We start from the raw sequence: 18192 nt of genomic DNA on the forward strand, positions 1-18192 counted from the left end.
GCGCGGCTTCTTTTGATTTGTGCGCGGCTTCTCCTCTTTTGCCGGGGCTGCCAGCTTTGCGCGTGCAATCGACCTGGTTTCGTGCGGATCCGCAAACTTTGTGCGCGAATATAACTCGTTTACGCGCGATTGTTCATCAGCACGCTCTTCATCCACATAAAAAAAGGCAAGCATCCGCTGCTTGCCTTTTTTCGTTATTGCCCTTTATATTGGCCGTTATTTTTTGGTGCTTTTTCTTTTTTGGCTTTATCTTTATGAATTTTGTTTGTTTCCGCGCTGCCGAATTCATGTGAGAATTCAGAATCGATAACAGCGGAATCGAAGCCTTTTTTATTTTTTTGCTGAGGATCGTTTTTCTTTGTTCTTTTAGCCACAAGCCTAACCCCCTTTTTCATCTTCTTTGTTATTTTGAAGTGAATGTGAGGGCTTTATGCATTAACTCCATTACCAATGATTTCTGGCTGCGTTACTTATTCCAATATTTATATAATGCTTGTGTGCCGCTGTTTTCTTCGCCTTCTTCAGCAAGCTGAGCATACATTTTTTTCGCAAGTGCGAGGCCTGGTGTCAACATGCCCATTGCTTCCGCTTCTTGCAGGGCAATGTTCATATCTTTGATAAAGTGTTTTATATAAAAGCCCGGTTCAAAGTTGCCATCTATCATTCTTGGCGCAAGGTTTGATAATGACCAGCTGCCAGCTGCTCCCGAAGATATGCTCTGCAGAACGTTTTTTGGATCTAAACCGGCTTTTTCAGCGTAAACGATCGCTTCACAGACTCCTATCATATTTGACGCAATCGCGATTTGGTTGCACATTTTTGTATGCTGCCCGGAGCCAGCTTTACCTTGATATACAATATTTGTTCCAAGGAGATTGAAAATTGGTTCGACTGCCAGGAAGGCTTCCCTGTCTCCGCCAACCATAACCGAAAGTTTGGCTTCTTTAGCTCCAATATCCCCGCCTGAAACAGGAGCGTCCAAAGCTTGCATACCTTTTTTGGCAGCTTCCTCAGATAATCTTTTAGCAAGCGTTGGTGTTGAGGTCGTCATGTCTATTACATATGTATTTTCTTTGCCATTCGTTATAATGCCATTTTCCCCAAGGTACACTTCCTCCACGTCAGCAGGATAACCGACAATGGTAATGATAACATTTGCTTTTTGCGCAACCTCCAGTGGTGTTTCTGCCCATTCAGCCCCGCTCTCTAATAGATCTGATGCCTTTTCTTTGGTTCTGGTATAAACAACTAATGGATATCCAGCCTTTAAAAGATGACCCGCCATGCTTTTGCCCATTACTCCTGTTCCAATAAAGCCGACAACTGTATTCTCTGGTGAAATCATTTATTGACCCCTCTCCTCTTTAAAGTATCTGAATTTTTACTATTAATTCTAGCACTTCTTCTGCCCTATTAAAATAAAAAAGGTCTCGACACGACAAAAGACCAGGCAAATGCCTGGTCCATCTCCAATTTTATGCGCGTACTTTATAATACCCAAAATTGGCCAAAATAAACGCTTTTTTATAAATATGCTATAGAAGTTTTTAAATTTTTTTATGATCAGCCCTCTATAACTGGGAAGAAAAGTTATTTAAGAATGCTCGTGCGATTACTTCATCATCATTAATGATTTCCACCGAAACGGCATCTTCATTAACAATCATGTCTTCTATTTCAAATACATGCAAGTCTTCATTCAGGGGAATTGGATTCATAAAAATAAAATTTCCCTTTTCATTGTTTACTTCAATGTATTCACCGTCAATGATGGTGTCTTCCCCATAAACGACTTCATCCGTGCCCAGTGCTGCTGCCAGTTTTTCATTATGTATCGATACTTTAACTTTGTATAACTCTTCTTCCGAAAGGATTTTATCATTAATTTTAAAACGGAATTGCAGCTCATTGTTTTTAGTCAGCAAGGCTTCAGCGTGGCTGTTGACTATCGACCGCTGTGAGTCCTGTATGCATCCTGCAAGCGTAAATGTCAACAAAGCGGTTAGAAGCAAAGTCAAACTCTTTTTTTTCATGTAAGATTCCTCCTTTTTTCATTACCTTTTCCTTTCGGCCCTGACAATAAACCCCAATTCCAAAAAACTATTTTAAGGCTTTGCAAAAAATAAATAAAAAAAGCCCTAGCTTGGGCTTTTTAATGAAGTACACGGCTTAAAAAGGACCTTTGTTTTTCATATAACTCATTAGTCTGCTTCTCCTTCATGCTTATATATCGATCATGAAACAGAAAGCTGATTATTATCGTAATCATTTTCCATCTCTCCTTTTACAAGTAATAACTTAATTATAGGGGAGTTTTAAAGGATGGATAACAATCATTAGAAGTGAATACTTTCATTCTTAAGTCTGGTCTTCTGCTTCATCCCGAGAACGATAAAAAATAAACCGGCCTTTGCCAGGCCGGCTTAAAAAGGGGGGAAAATGAGAATGATCAGCTTACTTAAGTCTTACCTAAGTGCTTACTTCTTATTTACCCGGGAAACCTTATTTAAAACTTATATTTTTATTTCAATTTGATGACAATTTTGTTGCTTCTTTTACAGCTTGTACTACTTCTTTGGCTGTATTCATGAGAAGCGCTTTTTCTGCTAGTGCTTCCATGTCCTTTTTGTTAAGGTGGCTGATTTGGGAACGAGCCTTCAATATTGAAGTAGCGCTCATTGAGAACTCATCAAGCCCCAATCCTAAAAGCAATGGGATCGCTGTTTCGTCCCCAGCCATTTCTCCGCACATGCCAGCCCATTTTCCTTCTTTATGAGCTGCGTCGATTACCATTTTAACCAATCGCAAAATCGCTGGGTTATACGGCTGGTAAAGGTAAGATACACGCTCATTCATCCGGTCTGCAGCCATTGTGTATTGAATCAAGTCATTTGTTCCTACACTGAAGAAATCGACTTCTTTTGCAAATTGCTCAGCCATAACTGCAGTTGAAGGAATTTCAACCATAATCCCAATTTCAATATGGTCTGCAACCTTTATTCCTTCGCTTACAAGCTTTTGCTTTTCTTCTTCTAGGATTGCTTTGCCTTGGCGGAATTCATCAAGTGTAGCAATCATCGGGAACATGATTTTCAGGTTTCCATAGGAACTGGCTCTTAACAAAGCTCTTAATTGAGTCCGGAAAATATTCTGTTCTTCAAGACATAAGCGGATTGCACGGAAACCAAGGAATGGGTTCATTTCCTTTGGAAGATTTAAATATGGAAGCTCTTTGTCCCCGCCAATGTCCAATGTGCGGACAACAACCGGTTTTCCTTCCATGCCTTCAAGGACAGCTTTATAGGATTCGAACTGCTCCTCTTCAGTCGGAAGCTGGTCTCTTCCCATATATAAAAATTCGGTACGGTAAAGGCCGATGCCTTCGCCGCCATTTTCAATTACACCTTTAAGATCTTTAGGAGTACCAATGTTTGCAGCCAATTCAACATGGTGGCCATCAGCAGAAACTGATTTTTCGTTAACAAGCTTGGCCCACTCAGCCTTTTGCTCCTCAAACTTGCGGTGTTCTTCTTCATACTCGGCTACTGCCTCTGGGGTAGGATTAATATGTACAAGGCCTTTTAATCCATCCACAATGACTAGGTCGCCATTTTTAATTTGCTTCGTTGATTCCTTTGTGCCCACAACAGCTGGGATTTCCATGGAACGAGCCATGATGGCAGAGTGCGAAGTTCTGCCGCCAATATCAGTTGTAAACCCTTTAACAAATTGGCGGTTTAACTGAGCCGTATCGGAAGGAGTCAAGTCTTCAGCAATGATGATCACTTCTTCAGCAATCATGCTTGGATTAGCAATTTGAACGCCAAGCAAATGGGAAAGTACACGTTTGGTTACGTCACGGATATCCGCAGCACGTTCTTTCATGTATTCATTGTCCATTTGTTCAAACATTGTAATGAACATATCTGCTGTTTCTTTTAAAGCAGATTCAGCATTGACTTTATCAGTCTTAATTTTATCTTCAATAGGCGAGATTAATTCCGGATCGCTTAGAACCAGCAGGTGAGCATCGAAAATAGCCGCTTTATCGGCGCCAAGCTCTTTATGGGCATTATCGCGGATTACTTCTAATTCACCTTTAGATGCAGTTAGGGCAGCCTGGAAGCGTTCAACCTCCTGTGCAGCATCTTCTACTGTCTTTTTGCCAAAAGAAAGATCCGGCTCAACCAAACGGTATGCTTTAGCTATTGCGATACCGCTTGATGCCGCAATTCCATTTAAAAAGCTCATTATTCAGCCAAACCTTCTTTTTTCAATGTTTCTTCAAGGCTATTAAGAGCATCCTGCTCATCGTTGCCTTCAGCAATGATCGTGATATCTGCACCTTGTCCAACGCCTAAAGACATAACACCCATGATTGATTTCAAGTTTACTTTCTTTTCTTTGTACTCCAGGTGGATTTCAGAATCGAACTTGCTTGCTGCTTGTACAAGCATTGTAGCTGGACGAGCGTGAATTCCTGTTTCTGCAGTTACTTTGAATTGTTTTTGAACCATATTGGATCAATCCCCTTCTTATAAAATAAATTTAAATTAAGTTAAGATGTGCAAGGCGTTGCCCCACTAACTTAAAAAAGCGCGGAACCAGAAAAAAATTTGCGATAACAGCAGCAGGAAGAAATTATTAAAATCATGCCGGGAGCTTTCTGTCCTATATGCTGTTTTATTTTTTCCAATGGCCATTTATTCATGTATTGTAATCGGGAAATTTTCCCGGCAAATATTTAAGTCATCAGACAACTTACATCTCAGACAAAAGAATAGCATTTCAGATACATTTAGACAATGAAAAAACCATAATTTTTCGGGTTTGTTCACACTTTTTTCAGTTAAACGCTTTCATTTTCCAATCATTTCATTTCTTTTAGCACATACCAGGATTCGTTAATTCCTATTCAGTTTTTTTCACTATAATGGGACGATACTTATTCCGCTTTCGCAAAGTTTTTGCTTTTTCTTTATAGTGCAAAATGTTGTAGCTTATTCTCATTTTTGAAATGGTGCCTTTCAGGGCTGTTGCATGGTCTTCTTCTTTGCCGGTATAAATATTAACAAGGTCGGCAACCGAGCGTGCCAGCATTTCGATTACATTCTTTAAGTCTTCCGGATTATAAGCAATATTATCTTCCATTAACTGCTCCAATATATCATCCGATAGGCATTTCACTCTGTTCGCTCTGTCTTTTTCCAAATTCATTTTTCATCCCGCCTTTATTTATTGATGCTTAAAATATATGCGGGGGAAAAGAGTGAAATGCTGCAAGTGAGGTGGTCCACCCCTTTAATGTTAATTTCCTTCAGGCAAAAATTGCGCATCTTTATTAAAGAAGGTTTTATAAGCCAAAAGAATAAAGATAATCACGGATAACCCAACACTTCCAAGAATGCCAAGCAAGATGACAATTTGATATTCAATAGCCAATAACGGACTCACCCCTGAAAGGATTTGCCCCGTCATCATTCCCGGCAAAAAGATAATGCCCATCCCAAGCATGTTATTGATTGTCGGCAAAATAGCTGAATCAAAGGCATGGTTAACATATGGCTTTACCGCTGCTTTCGGATCAGCACCGAGCATTAACGCACCTTCGATCATATCTCTTTGTGTTTTAAATGCTTGCAGTAGTTCCTTAACACTCAGTGTAATCCCGGTCATCGAATTTCCGATGATCATCCCGGCAATTGGAATAAAGTACCGGGGGTCATACCACGGTTCAAAGTTTATAACGACAAAATTAAAAAATAGCAGGCAAAACATTGTACCTGTAATCATGGAAATGGCGATTGTTTTTTTCAGGCTTCCTGGAAGCGGGATACCTGCCTGCTTAAAAATGGTATGGATCGCAAAGCTCTCCATAATAATGATAACAACCAAGGTTAATGCCGGATTTGAAAATTCGAACAGATAGGTTAAAACATAGCCTGCAATCGCAAGCTGCAGCGTCATTCTGAAGGTAGCAATCATGAGTTTTTTTTCGCGTGCTATCCCTCTCATTCTAAAAATAAAAATGAGCAAAAGGACGAAGACATAAGCTGATATAAGCCTCCAAAGTTCTATATCTATGATTCCGCTGTTCTCCATAGCTGCACCCCCTGGTTTAAAATTTCACATTCTCCTGCAGCTCGAGCAAATCGATTATTTCCTCCCCAAAATGATCGATTGCTTTTTTTGAATGAGTAATCATAATAATAGAAGCCTGCTTTTTTTTGGCTTCGGTAATGAAGTTATCCAAAACATTTAATTCTGTTTCTTCATCCAGTGCGGAAGTAGGCTCATCCAGCAGATAAACTTCAGTTTCCATCAGCAGAACCCTTGCCAATGCCAATCGCTGTCTCTCCCCGCCTGAAAGATTGCCGGAATCATCATTCAGTTCCTTTTCCAGTTGCATTTTATGTATAGCCTGCTCAAGAGCCATATCCTCCACGGGATCTTTTTTCGTCAGCTTAAATCCCATATGCAGATTTTCCTTGATCGTGCCGGGAAAAATTAATGGAGTTTGCGATAGCATGATTACCTTTCTTCTAAGCTGGATGGAATCTATATCTTCCAATGAGGTATCTTTGTAATAAATCTCACCTGTATCCGGGGAAAGCATTTTGTTCATCATTTTTAGCAATGTGGATTTTCCTGCACCGCTTTCTCCCATAATACAAGTTACCTTCCCTGCCTTAATCTCAATGTAAGGTACGTTAAGAATGTCTTTATAGCGAAGGTTCCTTATGGCAAATAAAGAAAGTCTATTCATAGGCATCTCCTTTTCAACTCCCCTTTACCCAGTATGATATCCACTTAATCACAAAAGCTATGTGTATGCTTCCTATCAATAGAAAAGCAAAACCCTTTCCCATGTTGGAAAAAGGCTTTACTACATACTATCTTTTTCAAATATTTTTTAAGAGAAGCTGCTTTTTTGTTTGGCACGCTCCTCTTTGACAACTTTTTTCTTTATTTCTTTGAGTTCATTTTTCTTTTTCTCGACTTCCTGCTTAAACTCATTGAAATTGCCGTTATCTTCAGGAGTGCTGTAACGGACCTTCTCATAAACAGTTATTATCTTGTCACAGTCCTTTAACCCAATTCGCCCCATCCATTCAGATAAGCTTTCAAACTCATACCGGCCAAGCTGAAGCTTCTCCGCAAACTTCTCCAAATGATAAATTTCCTTGCGAATCCGATTTTCCGGTAATCTATTTTTAAACCTGCGCAATGGCAAAATTCCTCCATCAGCAGCCTGCTTGCTCATGCTATAGGAGGTGGAATCTGTCTCCTTGCGTTCCGATCTGACAAGCTTATTTTTTTTATAAATATAAAAAAACAAATATACTAACACCGCAATAAAAAGACCCGTTAATAACATAACAGGATCAAAAAAGTGCTCACTTTCTCGAAGTTCAACAGCTTCCTCAGGTAGCTCTGTTTTTTCCTCGTTTTCATTTTCAGCAAAGAGTTTCATTTCTTCTGTCCAGTCTTGCTTTTCTGCCCAATTAAAGAATGGGGATGCAGTTAATGCAGCTGCTGAAGCAATTATTTTTAGAACACCAAAAAATAGCGTCTTAAAAAGATTCATGCCAGAAGCAAACAATAACCCGGCAGCTCCGATAAGGCAGGACAAGGAAATAAAATACAGTAAGAATTTTTTCTTTTCCTCTTTTTCAGCATCTGAATCAAGAAGACGCTTAATAAAACCGCCTGCAATAAGGAAAAACAGCTCAAGAAGCATCAACCCAACAATCTCGCCTGTATAAATCCCTGATAAGATTGCTGAAAAAATAAGCAGAAATGTGCCAGTGAAAATTGTTAGCAGGGTCCATTTACCCTCTAATTGCGTGTCATATTCATTAAAGTTAGCAAGCGTTCTCCAAAATACAAAAAAAACAAGCAGCAGATTAAATAGGACTGAAAAAGAGAGAAGGTTCCCCGTGACAAATATATATGGCATTACCATTACAAAAAATAGAATCCTTGCCTTTTCCTTATATCTGTTAAGAAGGAAAGTAAACATTAATGCTGCCGGGAAAACAAGAATAAAATACTTTAATAAAGGAACTTCTGTCTCTTTGGCCATATAAATAGGAAATAGAAGCAGCGCCCCAAAAATGATTTCTATCCCAAGAAGGTAGGTAACTTCAAACAGCTTTTTCATCGTCCTGCCACTTCTTTCATCTTAATTTGGAGCGGCTGGATCACGGCATCTTTGCCAGACAGGTGCAATTCATATAGTAATGTCCCATCTTGGCTAATCAAATTTAGCATATTAACAGTACTGGGTTTGCTGTACCCAGCATGCATAAAATAAGGCTGAGTGGCTAAATGCGTTTTATAATATGAAAGCATTTTTTCATATGGGTACAAAGAAGAATGGTTATCAACAAGCGCCAAGGTTTCAAGCACCTTTTGCAGATGCTTATTACCTGAACCTGCAGGAATAAAATAAAAAGGAGTACTGCCGGCAACACGAATATTTACACACAGTGAAATAGGAACTTCTTGCTTCATCCAGTAATAAGCCATATCTGCTGCACTGCTGATCAATTCTTCAAGCTGGCCGGAGATCGAATGCCCTGCCGAAACGTTCAAAGAGATATTCCAGCCTATCTCTGCAACCCTATCAAAAATTTTTGTCTGCAAAGTTTGTTTTCTTGCACTGGCCTTCCAATGAATCCTATTAAAGCTGTCAGTCGAAACATACTGCCTGGTTCCTGCGGGGGAAAGCCGGTCCTCAAAAAGTGAATAGGCGGTCTGGGAGGTACCCTGGCGATCTTTAAAGAATGACAGTTTATTATTAACAGGGAGTCGAACCGGGTACACCAGTGCTTCTTGCTTTATAGGTGTTCTGTATTCAAGAATTGTCTCACCAAATCCAAAAAAGTGGGGTACATGCAATTCCAGCTTTCTAATTTTGGCAACTCCCCTTTTTCTCGCAGCAAAGGGGATGGTCACTATTTTTTGTTCATTATAATTTAAGGAGAATGGTATATTTAATTCGTATCTTCCGAACCTTTCTGCCAATTCATAATTTAGCGGTGCGACACTATCATCAAAAAAGACCTTAAGCTCGCCACTTAAGATGGGCAGCCCTTTGTTTTCAAACTCCAAGGTCCAATTCCCCTCTTCATCCGGAAAAAATTTATGTCTTTTTTTAGGATTCTGCATAACAAGTTTTTTCCCCAAATTCTTCATATAAAATGAATTAGCAAATATCAGAAGAAGAAATATAACTGCAGCCAGGAAAACCTGCCAGGATTTAAAATAAAAGCTTGCAAGTAATAAAAAGATGCCTAATATACCTGTCAGAGACAATGAATTGTCTTCTACACTATATTTTTTCCACTCCATTCTAGAGAGCACCTGACTCTACGGGAACCGGAACAGACTCTAACACATCCTGGAGAATGGACTCTGAGGTTTTTGTCATGGATGCTTCGGTTGAGAGAAAAATCCTGTGGCCAAGCACATGCGGTACCATAAATTTAATATCATTTGGCACTACATAATTTCTGCCTTCCACAAACGCCTTCCCCTGAGAGGCTTTCATCAAAGCCAGCGTTCCTCTTGGACTTACGCCCAATTCAATATCGGCATGCTCACGCGTTTTTCGGACTAGTTCAAGCAGATAGGACTCGACCGTCTCATTCATTCCAACCTTGCCGGCAGCTTCTTTCAGTTTGTCTATTTCATCGGCCGTTAGAACTGCCTTGACCTCACGGGATGCTGTCCCTGTTTTATACATTTTCAGCATATTTCTTTCCTCAGTGAGACTAGGATAATCAATTGCCAGCTTCATAAAAAATCGATCAAGCTGTGCGATGGGAAGAGGAAATGTTCCCTGTTGAGATTCCACCGGGTTCTGGGTTGCAATTACCATAAATGGATTGCTAAGGAAGATAGTATGGCCATCAATGGTTACCTGGCGCTCCTCCATCACTTCGAGAAGACTAGACTGTGTTCTGGGGGTTGCACGATTGATTTCATCTGCCAAAACAATATTAGCAACAATCGGCCCCAGGTGGAATTCAAATTCCTGCTTTTTGGGATTAAAGAATTGGATGCCAGTCACATCACTTGGCAGAACGTCCGGTGTAAACTGGATGCGCGAATATTTTCCATTAATGGCCTGGGCAAAGGATTTGGCAAGCATCGTTTTGCCTGTTCCGGGAACGCTTTCCAATAAAATATGCCCATTAAAAAGCAATGAAATAGCCAGCAGCTCTGCCTCATGTTCCTTTCCTGCTATTACTTTATTAATTTCTGTTTTAAGCTTGTCCAAATATTCCATTTTAGCCCCCCTGTAATCTATCTTTACTAATTGTTTCAAAAGCTTTTTTTAATTGCATTTTTTCTCTCAAGTGGTATGATTTTACTAAATAATTACTCCTATTACAATAATTACATAATTTGAAACAAGGTGATACTAATGAGATATAAAAGGGAAGAAGCCTTCCGGTTTCAATTTCGGACTCCGCTGGAAGCTACAGTAAAAATTATCCATTTGAATAGAAAGAAACAAGAAACCCCTAGCTTTCCTGCAGCCATTATGGATATCAGCCCAAACGGAACCAAGTTTAAATCTCCTATGGACATTGCCATTGATGAAAACCAATACCTAATGGAAATTAGTTTCAACTTAGATGAAAAATCAATCAGAATGCTTGGTGAACCAGTCTGGAAAAAGTCTGTCGGCTCCCATTCTATTTATGGCTTTAACGGCCTTGAAGATGAACAAACCCGCTGTGAAATTATCCAGGCATTGAAAGAATACTCAAAAAAGTTATACCACGATTTAAAAACGAAACAGTAAAAAGCCCCCCGGACTGAATATCTTCTAAAACAAAGTCTCTGTTATACTTGCCTGCTGATTTCCGCTCCAGGGACTCAGCGAACCGCGGGCGGTCTGGGAGCCTCCTCGGCGCATTTGGGCCTGTGGGGTCTCCCTTCGACGCGCTCTTCCCGCTGGACGTTGATTAAACATCCCCGAATTAATACCGCACGAAGGAAATGCGAATGCATTTTCGAGGATCTCGCCTCTTCCACTCCAACCAACAGGGTGCCAAAGACATGCTTTAACACAGCCAGAACAAAAAATACGCCCGGCTTATCCGCCCGGGCATATTTTTTTATCTTCTATGGAGCTTTTAAATTCTTCAGGATGTTCCAAACAAATACGAAGATTCCAACAGCCGTAATTGTAGCTCCAATAGCAGTTCCCGGCAGAAATGTATTATTCTCTGTTACAAGGACCATTGCAAGTGAAAGCATCATAATTGGAAGCCCGATATTATGGAGCCAAAAATGCCATTTCCCTGCATTCTTTTCAGCCAAAGACGGAAACAAATAATAAAGGATCCCTGCTAGAGTCAGTGATGTCCAGCCAAGTAAATTAATATGGACATGGACAGGCGCTAATAAATATGAATGAGTACTCGACATATAATACCCCAGCAGGACACCAGCCGCGAAATACACAGTTGAAATCTTAATCATTGTAATCCCCATGCGACCCCTCCCTCATTTAAATGCTCTAAAGCAATAATAGAATATGAGCAAAAAGAACCATTTAGAACAGGGTGCTTGTTACTATTTTCATCATATTAATATTTATTCACGATATCTTTACACCAGATTTATAGCCTCTTAAAAAAGTTTGTTTACTCTTGTTAAAAAGGCAGGAGGAGAGCAGATGTTTTTTCAAATTCTTTTATGCATTCTTTTTATTGGTGCGGTTTTTCTACTAAATATTGTCTTGCTGCGCAAGTAACCCTGCTCAATGTTCATAAATCATTTTTTTCGTCATTCCCCCATCGACCGTAATATTTTCTCCTGTGATAAAATCATTTTCTGGATCAGCCAGAAATAAACAGGTTCTGGCTATGTCTGCTGGCTTCCCTACTCTATTGGCTAGATGCTGCTTATGGTCAATCTCCCTAAGCCCTTCATAATCCTCTGTTTCAATCCATCCGGGACTAATACAGTTTACCCGGATTCCTTTTTCTGCAAGCGTTCTTGCCAAAGCATGGGTAATCGCCAATATTCCACCTTTTGCTGCAGAATAGGCTTCTGTATTGCTTTCTGACATCTCTGCTCTTGTGGAAGAAATATTGATAATGCATGAGCCGGCTTTCATTGTTTTTGCCGCTTCCCTGCTGCACAGAAAGACGCTTCTAAGATTTGTATTGATTACTTCATCCCAAATCTCGACTGTCATATCAAAAAAAGAATAAAACTTCGAAATTCCAGCATTATTTATCAGGACATCAATCGAACCAAAAGCTTCATGCGATTTAGCCATCAACCTGGATATTTCGGTTTCCTCTTTTAAATCAGCTTTAATGAAAAGGCTGGAATACCCCTGCCGCTTCAAACTTGCCTCAAGCTGTTTTCCTTTCTCTTCATCGATATCTGCGATAACGACATTCGCCTCTTTAACAGCGAAGCCTTCGGCAATCCCTTTGCCGATTCCATTTGCAGCCCCAGTCACAATGACGGTTTTCCCTTTAAAGTTGCTCATTTTGCCACTTCCCCTTCATGTTCATTTATATTGCTTTTATACCCAAAACAAATAACCCTCTATTCCTTTATCAATGAAGGTATAAATTAAAGGCACTTGAGACGCTCAAGTGCCTTTTTAGTAAAGTTTTTATTTAGCAAACCTATGCTTGCCAATAACGGTCGTTACTTCTCGGGATAAAATCCATTTGCTTGTACTTGTTTGAGGATTGTAAAAAAATAAGGATCCTTTTCCTTTCCCTCTGAAAGCGAGCGCCTCATTCACAGCTTTCATGGCTTCACTGTCAGCTGGGCGGTTGATTTCTCCGTTAGCTACCGGTGTAAAAGCATAATAGCCATTTGAAATCTGGTAGATTACTTCTTTAATAGAGTTAGGAAAATCAGGTGAATCTACTCTGTTTAACACAACTGTTGCAACAGCCACCTTGCCTGCATACGGCTCTCCTTTTGCTTCAGCATGCACAAGCTGTGCCAGCAGATTTTTTTCAGCCTGTGTGATTGTTGCCGGAAGCTTAATAGACTGGCCGGGATAAATCAAATGGGAATTCAGCTTGTTAAGCATCATTACTTCAGAAATTGGCACACCATATTGGCTGCTTATTTTCCATAAAGTATCTCCTTTATTTACGTTATGTACACTTGCAAAAGCCTCTCCCTGGAATGCAAATAGACTTGTGCCCACCAACAATGCAGCGGCCGCTTTTTTTAACTGTGTCTTCATATGTAGTCCTCCTGATAGAATTCTATACTATCAGGCTACCAGCTAAAGAATCCTATATCATCAGGTAATTAATGGTCCAGTTTGCAGAACCTTCAAACATCTGGATAAATATATTCATTTCCCGATTTAAAACACAGCTAAACATAAAGTTAACTGCGAGGAGATTTCAAATAATGGTATATTGCGTGGCCGCCTCTTTGGGCTATTCCGCGGAAATGCTTGAAATCCTCGCGCTTTACAAGCACACTCCGAAATGGAAGAAAATCCTCTTTGGAAACATAGTACTCTGAAATGATCCCTTCTTTTAATTGATCTAAAACTTCCTGTATATGTTCCTCTTTCATGACATTAACTCCTTCTGTCTATCCCTATTTTTATATCATATATAATTTGCTTTCATTTTTAAAGGGTGGAACCATAGTAACTCGATGACTTATTTTTTCTGAATATTTAATAATTTTAATGTACAAAAATTATTAATCTGGTATAATATTACCAACCTGATACCTAAATTTTTTTATTCAGAAAATAATACACCAAATAAATTCAAAATTCTTTACGCTTTTTACGATATAGTGCAAACTGTTATTAAACAGCTAAAGAAATTGACAAAAAAAGGAGAGATGATTTTTGAAGAAAGCAGATGTTGGCAATATTATTGAATTTCGTGATGGATTACAGGGAATTGTGGAGAAAGTAAACGAAAATTCCGTTATAGTAGACTTAACTTATATGGACAACTACCGTGATCTGGAATTAGATCAAAGAACGGTTGTAAATCATAAGAACTATAGGGTAGTAAAGGAATCTGCAGTATAAAAAACAAAAAATGAAAGCGCATTCTTTAAGAAGCGCATTCAAAAAAAGCAGCTGGCTTTGCTGCTTTTTATTTTTGCATTGAACCTGATTCAAGTATATGTATTCCCTTTACCTCTTTTTGGGCAAGAGAAGCCATCACCTTGGCTACCTTCTGTGCTTCAATTGGTTTATATTTCAACATTTTCCCCCTTAGAAAAGGATTCAACGGCATAAAAATCAACTCTGCCATTTTTTCACCAAAACGAAATTCTTCCCGGTCACCTATTAATAAAGAAGGCCTAAATATGTATATTGAGGGAATAGGCAATGATTTAACGTCTTCCTCCAGGTTTCCCTTTACCCTATTGTAGAAAAAGGAAGAATCCTTATCAGCTCCCATAGCTGAAACAAGAAAGTATTTCTTCCCCCCTTCCCTGGCAGTCATTTGTGCTGCTGACAGGGGATACTCATAATCCACTCTTCGGAAAGCTTCTTTACTGCCGGCTTTCTTTCTGGTAGTGCCGAGACAGCAAAATACATCTTTGTCTTTAAATTCATTGAAATGATCTTCCATTCTGTTAAAGTCAATGATTTTTGTTTTAACTCTCGGATGATCATGATCTGTTTTTCTTCTTGCCAGCAGTATGATTTCCTTATATTCCCCGTTTTCAATTAACTGATTGACAAGATGTGAGCCAATTAGTCCAGTGGCGCCCAGTATTAATGCTTTCTTTTCCATATTGTTTCCCCTCCGCCTCTCTGTTACTTTCCATATTACCAAGGTGCAGCCTGACAGTTCTACTATTAAGGGGCGGAACTTCCAATCGGCAAAAGCCCCCCAATGCGGGAGGCCTTGAATGACTATTCCTTTTCCCCTGAAAGTTCTTTCAATGATTTCACTTTTCCATGCGGATGCTGATCCTGTTTTCTCACAGTCCAAGCACGCTCTTTCTCTCTTTTAGATTTCGTCATTTTGTGTTACCCCCTTTCTCATAACCATAGGATAAGCATTTCAAGGTCATTTTATATTTACATGTTCAAAGAAATCATTTCCTTACTTTTTATTAATTTTTTTTGTTAAAATAGGGTTTGGCTATTTTTTTTGAAAGGGGTTATAACATTGAAAAATATTGCCGCAGATGTTCGTTTTATAGGCGGGTTGTTTATAGCGCATCTGCTTATGTATTTTACATTTCAGGATAAATCTATATTTTGGTATATATTTTCTGCTGCCCTTTTATTTCTTATCAGCTATTCGATTATAATGGAAGAAGTGGAAGATAAGGCTTCATTTGGAACTTTTATTGCATATGGAGCTCTTTCAGGTGTTCTTTTGTACGGAGTTTTTTGGCTTGGTTACAGCTTAATTAATTTGCTTAATTTGCCCTTTTTAGATCAGGTTGACAAGCTCTATGGACGTTTTTCACCTTCACTTCTTTGGCATTATATTGTGCTGATATTGATCATTATTCCCGGTGAAGAAATTTTTTGGAGAGGGTTTGTACAAAAAAGATTAATGAAACATGCGAATGTTACACTCTCAATTGTTCTTTCCTCTATCCTCTATGCTTCCGTCCATTTATATTCGGGCTATTGGATGCTCGCTTTCGCCGCATTCATTGCAGGTCTATTTTGGGGATGGCTATTTGCCTGGAAGAGAAGCATTCCGCTTGTGATTGTATCCCATCTTATTTTTGACTTATTTATGTTTGTCATTTTGCCATTTAAATAAATATATTTCTCTTTTGGACAACCCATTTAGCGGGTTGTTTTTTAATGAATTAGCTCTTGTTAAGTCTTGTCGATACTTAGCAGAAATGGTAATGTACTAATTAATAGGAATATTTATGTAACCCTTTAATTCCCTTTACGTCTAATTATGTAGAAGTGCTTCAAGTGAACAATGGGAGGAACACAAAATGAAAATCATGGTTAAATTTATGTTAATTTTGGGATTTATTGCGGCTATTCTTGCTGGCTGCGGTACTAACCAAAATGCCAAGGATGAATCTGCCAATGGAGCTGAACCTGTTCAAAATGAGGAAAAAGCAACGGATGGGCAGGATCAAGCTGAAGAAGAGGATGCAACAGAAGAAGAAACCTCTGAAAAAGGGGATAGCGTAATTAGGATTCTCGAACAGAATATGAGCTATACAGTCAATGGTGAAACAAAGGAAGATACAGCCTTCCTTAAGCATAGCGACAATCAGAACTATTCTATGTATGTTCTTCCTGGATATGAACTGACAGCAGAGGAGCCAAATAAAGATGTCCTTTTCTTTACGGAAAATGATCAAGTGTTCATGCGTATTGAGCTCCTGCCTGAAGATGCTGACTGGAGCATGATTGAAGAAAATACTAAAGCACAATTAGATGCTGTTAGCGAAGACGTGCAAAGTGCTGAAGCGCCCGCCGATGATTTTTTTAAAGATGCAACTGTGATGAAGGCAGAACAAAATGGCGAAAAGGTTTCAGCTTATCTTGTTAAAAAGGATGACCTTTCCCTTAAGCTGACTCTTTTCACCAAGGAAGATGCTGACCATGAAGAAGCATTCCTTCAAATGGCAAAGACAATTTTGAAAGAAGAACCGATCAAATAATAAACAGACCTAGAGATCCGGGCAAAGCCGGATCTCTTTTTAGTTTAGCTGTGTTAAAGCTCATTGCTGATTTTGGCACCATGTTCGATTGGAGTGACAGGCGCGACTCCTAGAAAATACCTTCGCATTTCCTTCATGCGGTGTTTATTCAAGGATGCTGGTTCAATGTCCTCCGGGAAAAGCCGGCCAGAAGGAGCCACCGCAGGCGCAAGGCGCCCAGGAGCGTCGGACCGCCCTAGGGTTCACTGAGCTTCTTGTCGGACAAGTTTAGCAGAGCTTTAATTTAAACCTTTTTAGTATTTTCATCTCCATCAAAAGGCTTCATCCATAAAAGAATAATGAAGGTTAAGCTGACATAACCGAAAATAGGATATAAGTAAGAAAGCAATGTTCCATAATTAATCAGGCTTATAAAATAGCAAATAACAAAAATGGCGCTGACAATTACAATACTCGGCAAAGATATATACTTTTTGATCTGTCTCTCGATCCCGAAGACATTGCCAATAACGGATGTAAAAATTTCACCATAAATCACAAAAACAAATATCCAATAAATAGATGATGCCAATGTTTTTACAATAGCAGCCATCGGGATATCATAAGCTTCGATATTCGGGAGCATAACAAGAGTTAAATGGCTTGAAATAAGGATAATGGTTAACGCTGCTCCCCCTAGATATCCGCCCCATTTAATCGTTCGGTCATCATTTATTTCCGAAGCGACAGGTACTAAAACAGCCTGGGCCAATGTCAGGTTTAAAGCCGTATAAGAAAACGGAGCGACAACCGCTTTCCATCCATCTTCAGCAAAAGGAATAAACATGACCTGTTCCGAAAAATTGGGAAGACTTATACTGATAAACATCAAAATAAAACTAAATGCGATCATCATCGGAACAACAAATGTGTTCACAGCGAATAATCCGCGTATACCTACTATCATTGTAATGATCGTTAGCCCTATTGTAATGAAAAGGCCTGCCATTTTGCTGATCCCAATCTGCTCTTCAAAAACTGCTCCAGCTCCAGACAGCATCACTGCACAAACACCCAAAAGCATAAATAACATCAATATATTAATGGCAGAACCAAAAAACCTGCCAAAAAGGTATTCATTCAATTCCTGGTATGACGCAGCCTTTATACGGGCGGAGATTCGCATTAATTTTGATCCCAGAAAAATAAAAATATAGCCGCTCATTAAGATGCCTACTAAGCCGATAAAACCAAATCGGGAAAAAAACTCCACAATCTCTCTTCCAGTTGCAAAGCCCGCTCCCACCACGGTTCCCACATAAACGGCAGCGATCTGAAAAGCCGCCCCCCAGTTTGTTCTCACTCAATCTCCTCCTTCACTTCCAATATATGAAGGCCAGGACAAACAAAGACGAGCTTTTTCCAATAAATGCTGAAAACCTCGTTTAGGAAGGGAAAAATAAATTACAAACTACTAAAAAATACCAGTAAAAAATTCTTGAAAGTCAAAAAAGGTCAAACTATAATAAGTTTATAAGGTCAAAGATAGTCAAAGTCAGACCAATAAAA

The 18192-nt window shown here is 39.3% G+C and carries 22 protein-coding genes; 4 read left to right on the forward strand and 18 right to left on the reverse strand.

Translation table 11 applies throughout. The features are described 5' to 3' along the window. Positions 1-194 precede the first annotated feature (194 nt). From IQ19_RS14505 to IQ19_RS14555, 11 genes are all read right to left on the reverse strand, one after another. A complete protein-coding gene (locus tag IQ19_RS14505; RefSeq protein WP_144543099.1) occupies positions 195-374 on the reverse strand; it encodes a hypothetical protein in 180 nt (59 codons plus the stop codon). A 92-nt stretch (positions 375-466) separates the two neighbouring features. After that, complete coding sequence (locus IQ19_RS14510) at positions 467-1345, reverse strand: NAD(P)-dependent oxidoreductase (RefSeq protein ID WP_144543100.1); 879 nt, start codon at positions 1343-1345, stop codon at positions 467-469. Positions 1346-1571: 226 nt separating this feature from the next. Further along, a complete protein-coding gene (locus IQ19_RS14515) occupies positions 1572-2033 on the reverse strand; it encodes a hypothetical protein (RefSeq protein WP_144543101.1) in 462 nt (153 codons plus the stop codon). 493 nt (positions 2034-2526) lie between these two features. Next, a complete protein-coding gene (gene ptsP / locus IQ19_RS14520; RefSeq protein ID WP_144543102.1) occupies positions 2527-4251 on the reverse strand; it encodes a phosphoenolpyruvate--protein phosphotransferase in 1725 nt (574 codons plus the stop codon). After that, positions 4251-4517 carry a phosphocarrier protein HPr gene (locus IQ19_RS14525; RefSeq protein ID WP_026583099.1) on the reverse strand — a complete coding sequence of 89 codons (267 nt, stop codon included), beginning with the start codon at positions 4515-4517 and terminating at the stop codon, positions 4251-4253. Before IQ19_RS14525 ends, ptsP begins: the two co-directional genes overlap by 1 nt. Before the next feature lie 394 nt (positions 4518-4911). After that, positions 4912-5217 (reverse strand): hypothetical protein, encoded by a 306-nt coding sequence (locus IQ19_RS14530; RefSeq protein WP_144543103.1) that lies wholly within the window; start codon positions 5215-5217, stop codon positions 4912-4914. 90 nt (positions 5218-5307) lie between these two features. Next, complete coding sequence (locus IQ19_RS14535) at positions 5308-6102, reverse strand: ABC transporter permease (protein ID WP_144543104.1); 795 nt, start codon at positions 6100-6102, stop codon at positions 5308-5310. A gap of 16 nt (positions 6103-6118) precedes the next feature. Next, entirely contained in the window at positions 6119-6766 is a 648-nt protein-coding gene (locus IQ19_RS14540; protein ID WP_144543105.1) for an ABC transporter ATP-binding protein, read from the reverse strand. A 147-nt stretch (positions 6767-6913) separates the two neighbouring features. Continuing rightward, positions 6914-8164, reverse strand: coding sequence for a hypothetical protein (locus IQ19_RS14545; protein ID WP_144543106.1), 1251 nt, complete (start codon positions 8162-8164; stop codon positions 6914-6916). Further along, positions 8161-9357 carry a DUF58 domain-containing protein gene (locus IQ19_RS14550; protein WP_144543107.1) on the reverse strand — a complete coding sequence of 399 codons (1197 nt, stop codon included), beginning with the start codon at positions 9355-9357 and terminating at the stop codon, positions 8161-8163. The genes IQ19_RS14545 and IQ19_RS14550 overlap by 4 nt, the downstream gene beginning before the upstream one ends. Before the next feature lies 1 nt (position 9358). Next, positions 9359-10297, reverse strand: a complete 939-nt coding sequence (locus IQ19_RS14555; protein WP_144543108.1) for an AAA family ATPase — start codon at positions 10295-10297, stop codon at positions 9359-9361. Between the two features lie 138 nt (positions 10298-10435). On the opposite strand from IQ19_RS14555, the gene IQ19_RS14560 reads away from it, so the two are divergent. Beyond that, positions 10436-10819: a PilZ domain-containing protein gene (locus IQ19_RS14560; protein WP_144543109.1), complete on the forward strand. Its 384-nt coding sequence runs from the start codon at positions 10436-10438 to the stop codon at positions 10817-10819. Positions 10820-11142: 323 nt separating this feature from the next. Here the strand turns inward: IQ19_RS14560 and IQ19_RS14565 are convergent, their stop codons facing one another. The 4 genes from IQ19_RS14565 to IQ19_RS14580 form a co-directional block, all read right to left on the reverse strand. Next, the gene (locus IQ19_RS14565; protein ID WP_144543110.1) at positions 11143-11514 is read right to left on the reverse strand and encodes a cbb3-type cytochrome c oxidase subunit I; all 372 of its coding nucleotides are present in this window, start codon (positions 11512-11514) and stop codon (positions 11143-11145) included. 268 nt (positions 11515-11782) lie between these two features. Next, positions 11783-12526, reverse strand: a complete 744-nt coding sequence (locus IQ19_RS14570) for an SDR family oxidoreductase (RefSeq protein WP_144543111.1) — start codon at positions 12524-12526, stop codon at positions 11783-11785. A gap of 129 nt (positions 12527-12655) precedes the next feature. Next, positions 12656-13246: a cell wall hydrolase gene (locus IQ19_RS14575; RefSeq protein WP_144543112.1), complete on the reverse strand. Its 591-nt coding sequence runs from the start codon at positions 13244-13246 to the stop codon at positions 12656-12658. A 149-nt stretch (positions 13247-13395) separates the two neighbouring features. Beyond that, a complete protein-coding gene (locus IQ19_RS14580) occupies positions 13396-13590 on the reverse strand; it encodes a hypothetical protein (RefSeq protein WP_144543113.1) in 195 nt (64 codons plus the stop codon). Positions 13591-13876: 286 nt separating this feature from the next. Between IQ19_RS14580 and IQ19_RS14585 the strand changes: the two genes are divergently transcribed. Continuing rightward, the gene (locus IQ19_RS14585; protein WP_144543114.1) at positions 13877-14065 is read left to right on the forward strand and encodes a YkvS family protein; all 189 of its coding nucleotides are present in this window, start codon (positions 13877-13879) and stop codon (positions 14063-14065) included. Between the two features lie 67 nt (positions 14066-14132). Here IQ19_RS14585 and IQ19_RS14590 read toward each other — a convergent pair whose 3' ends face one another. Further along, positions 14133-14783, reverse strand: coding sequence for an oxidoreductase (locus IQ19_RS14590; protein WP_144543115.1), 651 nt, complete (start codon positions 14781-14783; stop codon positions 14133-14135). A gap of 122 nt (positions 14784-14905) precedes the next feature. Then, a complete protein-coding gene (locus tag IQ19_RS28550; RefSeq protein ID WP_019381647.1) occupies positions 14906-15016 on the reverse strand; it encodes a DUF6254 family protein in 111 nt (36 codons plus the stop codon). A 148-nt stretch (positions 15017-15164) separates the two neighbouring features. On the opposite strand from IQ19_RS28550, the gene IQ19_RS14595 reads away from it, so the two are divergent. Further along, positions 15165-15776 carry a CPBP family intramembrane glutamic endopeptidase gene (locus IQ19_RS14595; protein ID WP_144543116.1) on the forward strand — a complete coding sequence of 204 codons (612 nt, stop codon included), beginning with the start codon at positions 15165-15167 and terminating at the stop codon, positions 15774-15776. Positions 15777-15963: 187 nt separating this feature from the next. Beyond that, positions 15964-16644 carry a hypothetical protein gene (locus IQ19_RS14600; RefSeq protein WP_144543117.1) on the forward strand — a complete coding sequence of 227 codons (681 nt, stop codon included), beginning with the start codon at positions 15964-15966 and terminating at the stop codon, positions 16642-16644. A 283-nt stretch (positions 16645-16927) separates the two neighbouring features. Here IQ19_RS14600 and IQ19_RS14605 read toward each other — a convergent pair whose 3' ends face one another. Beyond that, the gene (locus tag IQ19_RS14605) at positions 16928-17986 is read right to left on the reverse strand and encodes a YkvI family membrane protein (protein WP_144543118.1); all 1059 of its coding nucleotides are present in this window, start codon (positions 17984-17986) and stop codon (positions 16928-16930) included. Positions 17987-18192: the final 206 nt, after the last annotated feature.

The sequence above is a fragment of the Cytobacillus oceanisediminis genome, assembly GCF_007830235.1.
Classification (GTDB): Bacteria; Bacillota; Bacilli; order Bacillales; family Cytobacillaceae; genus Cytobacillus; species Cytobacillus oceanisediminis.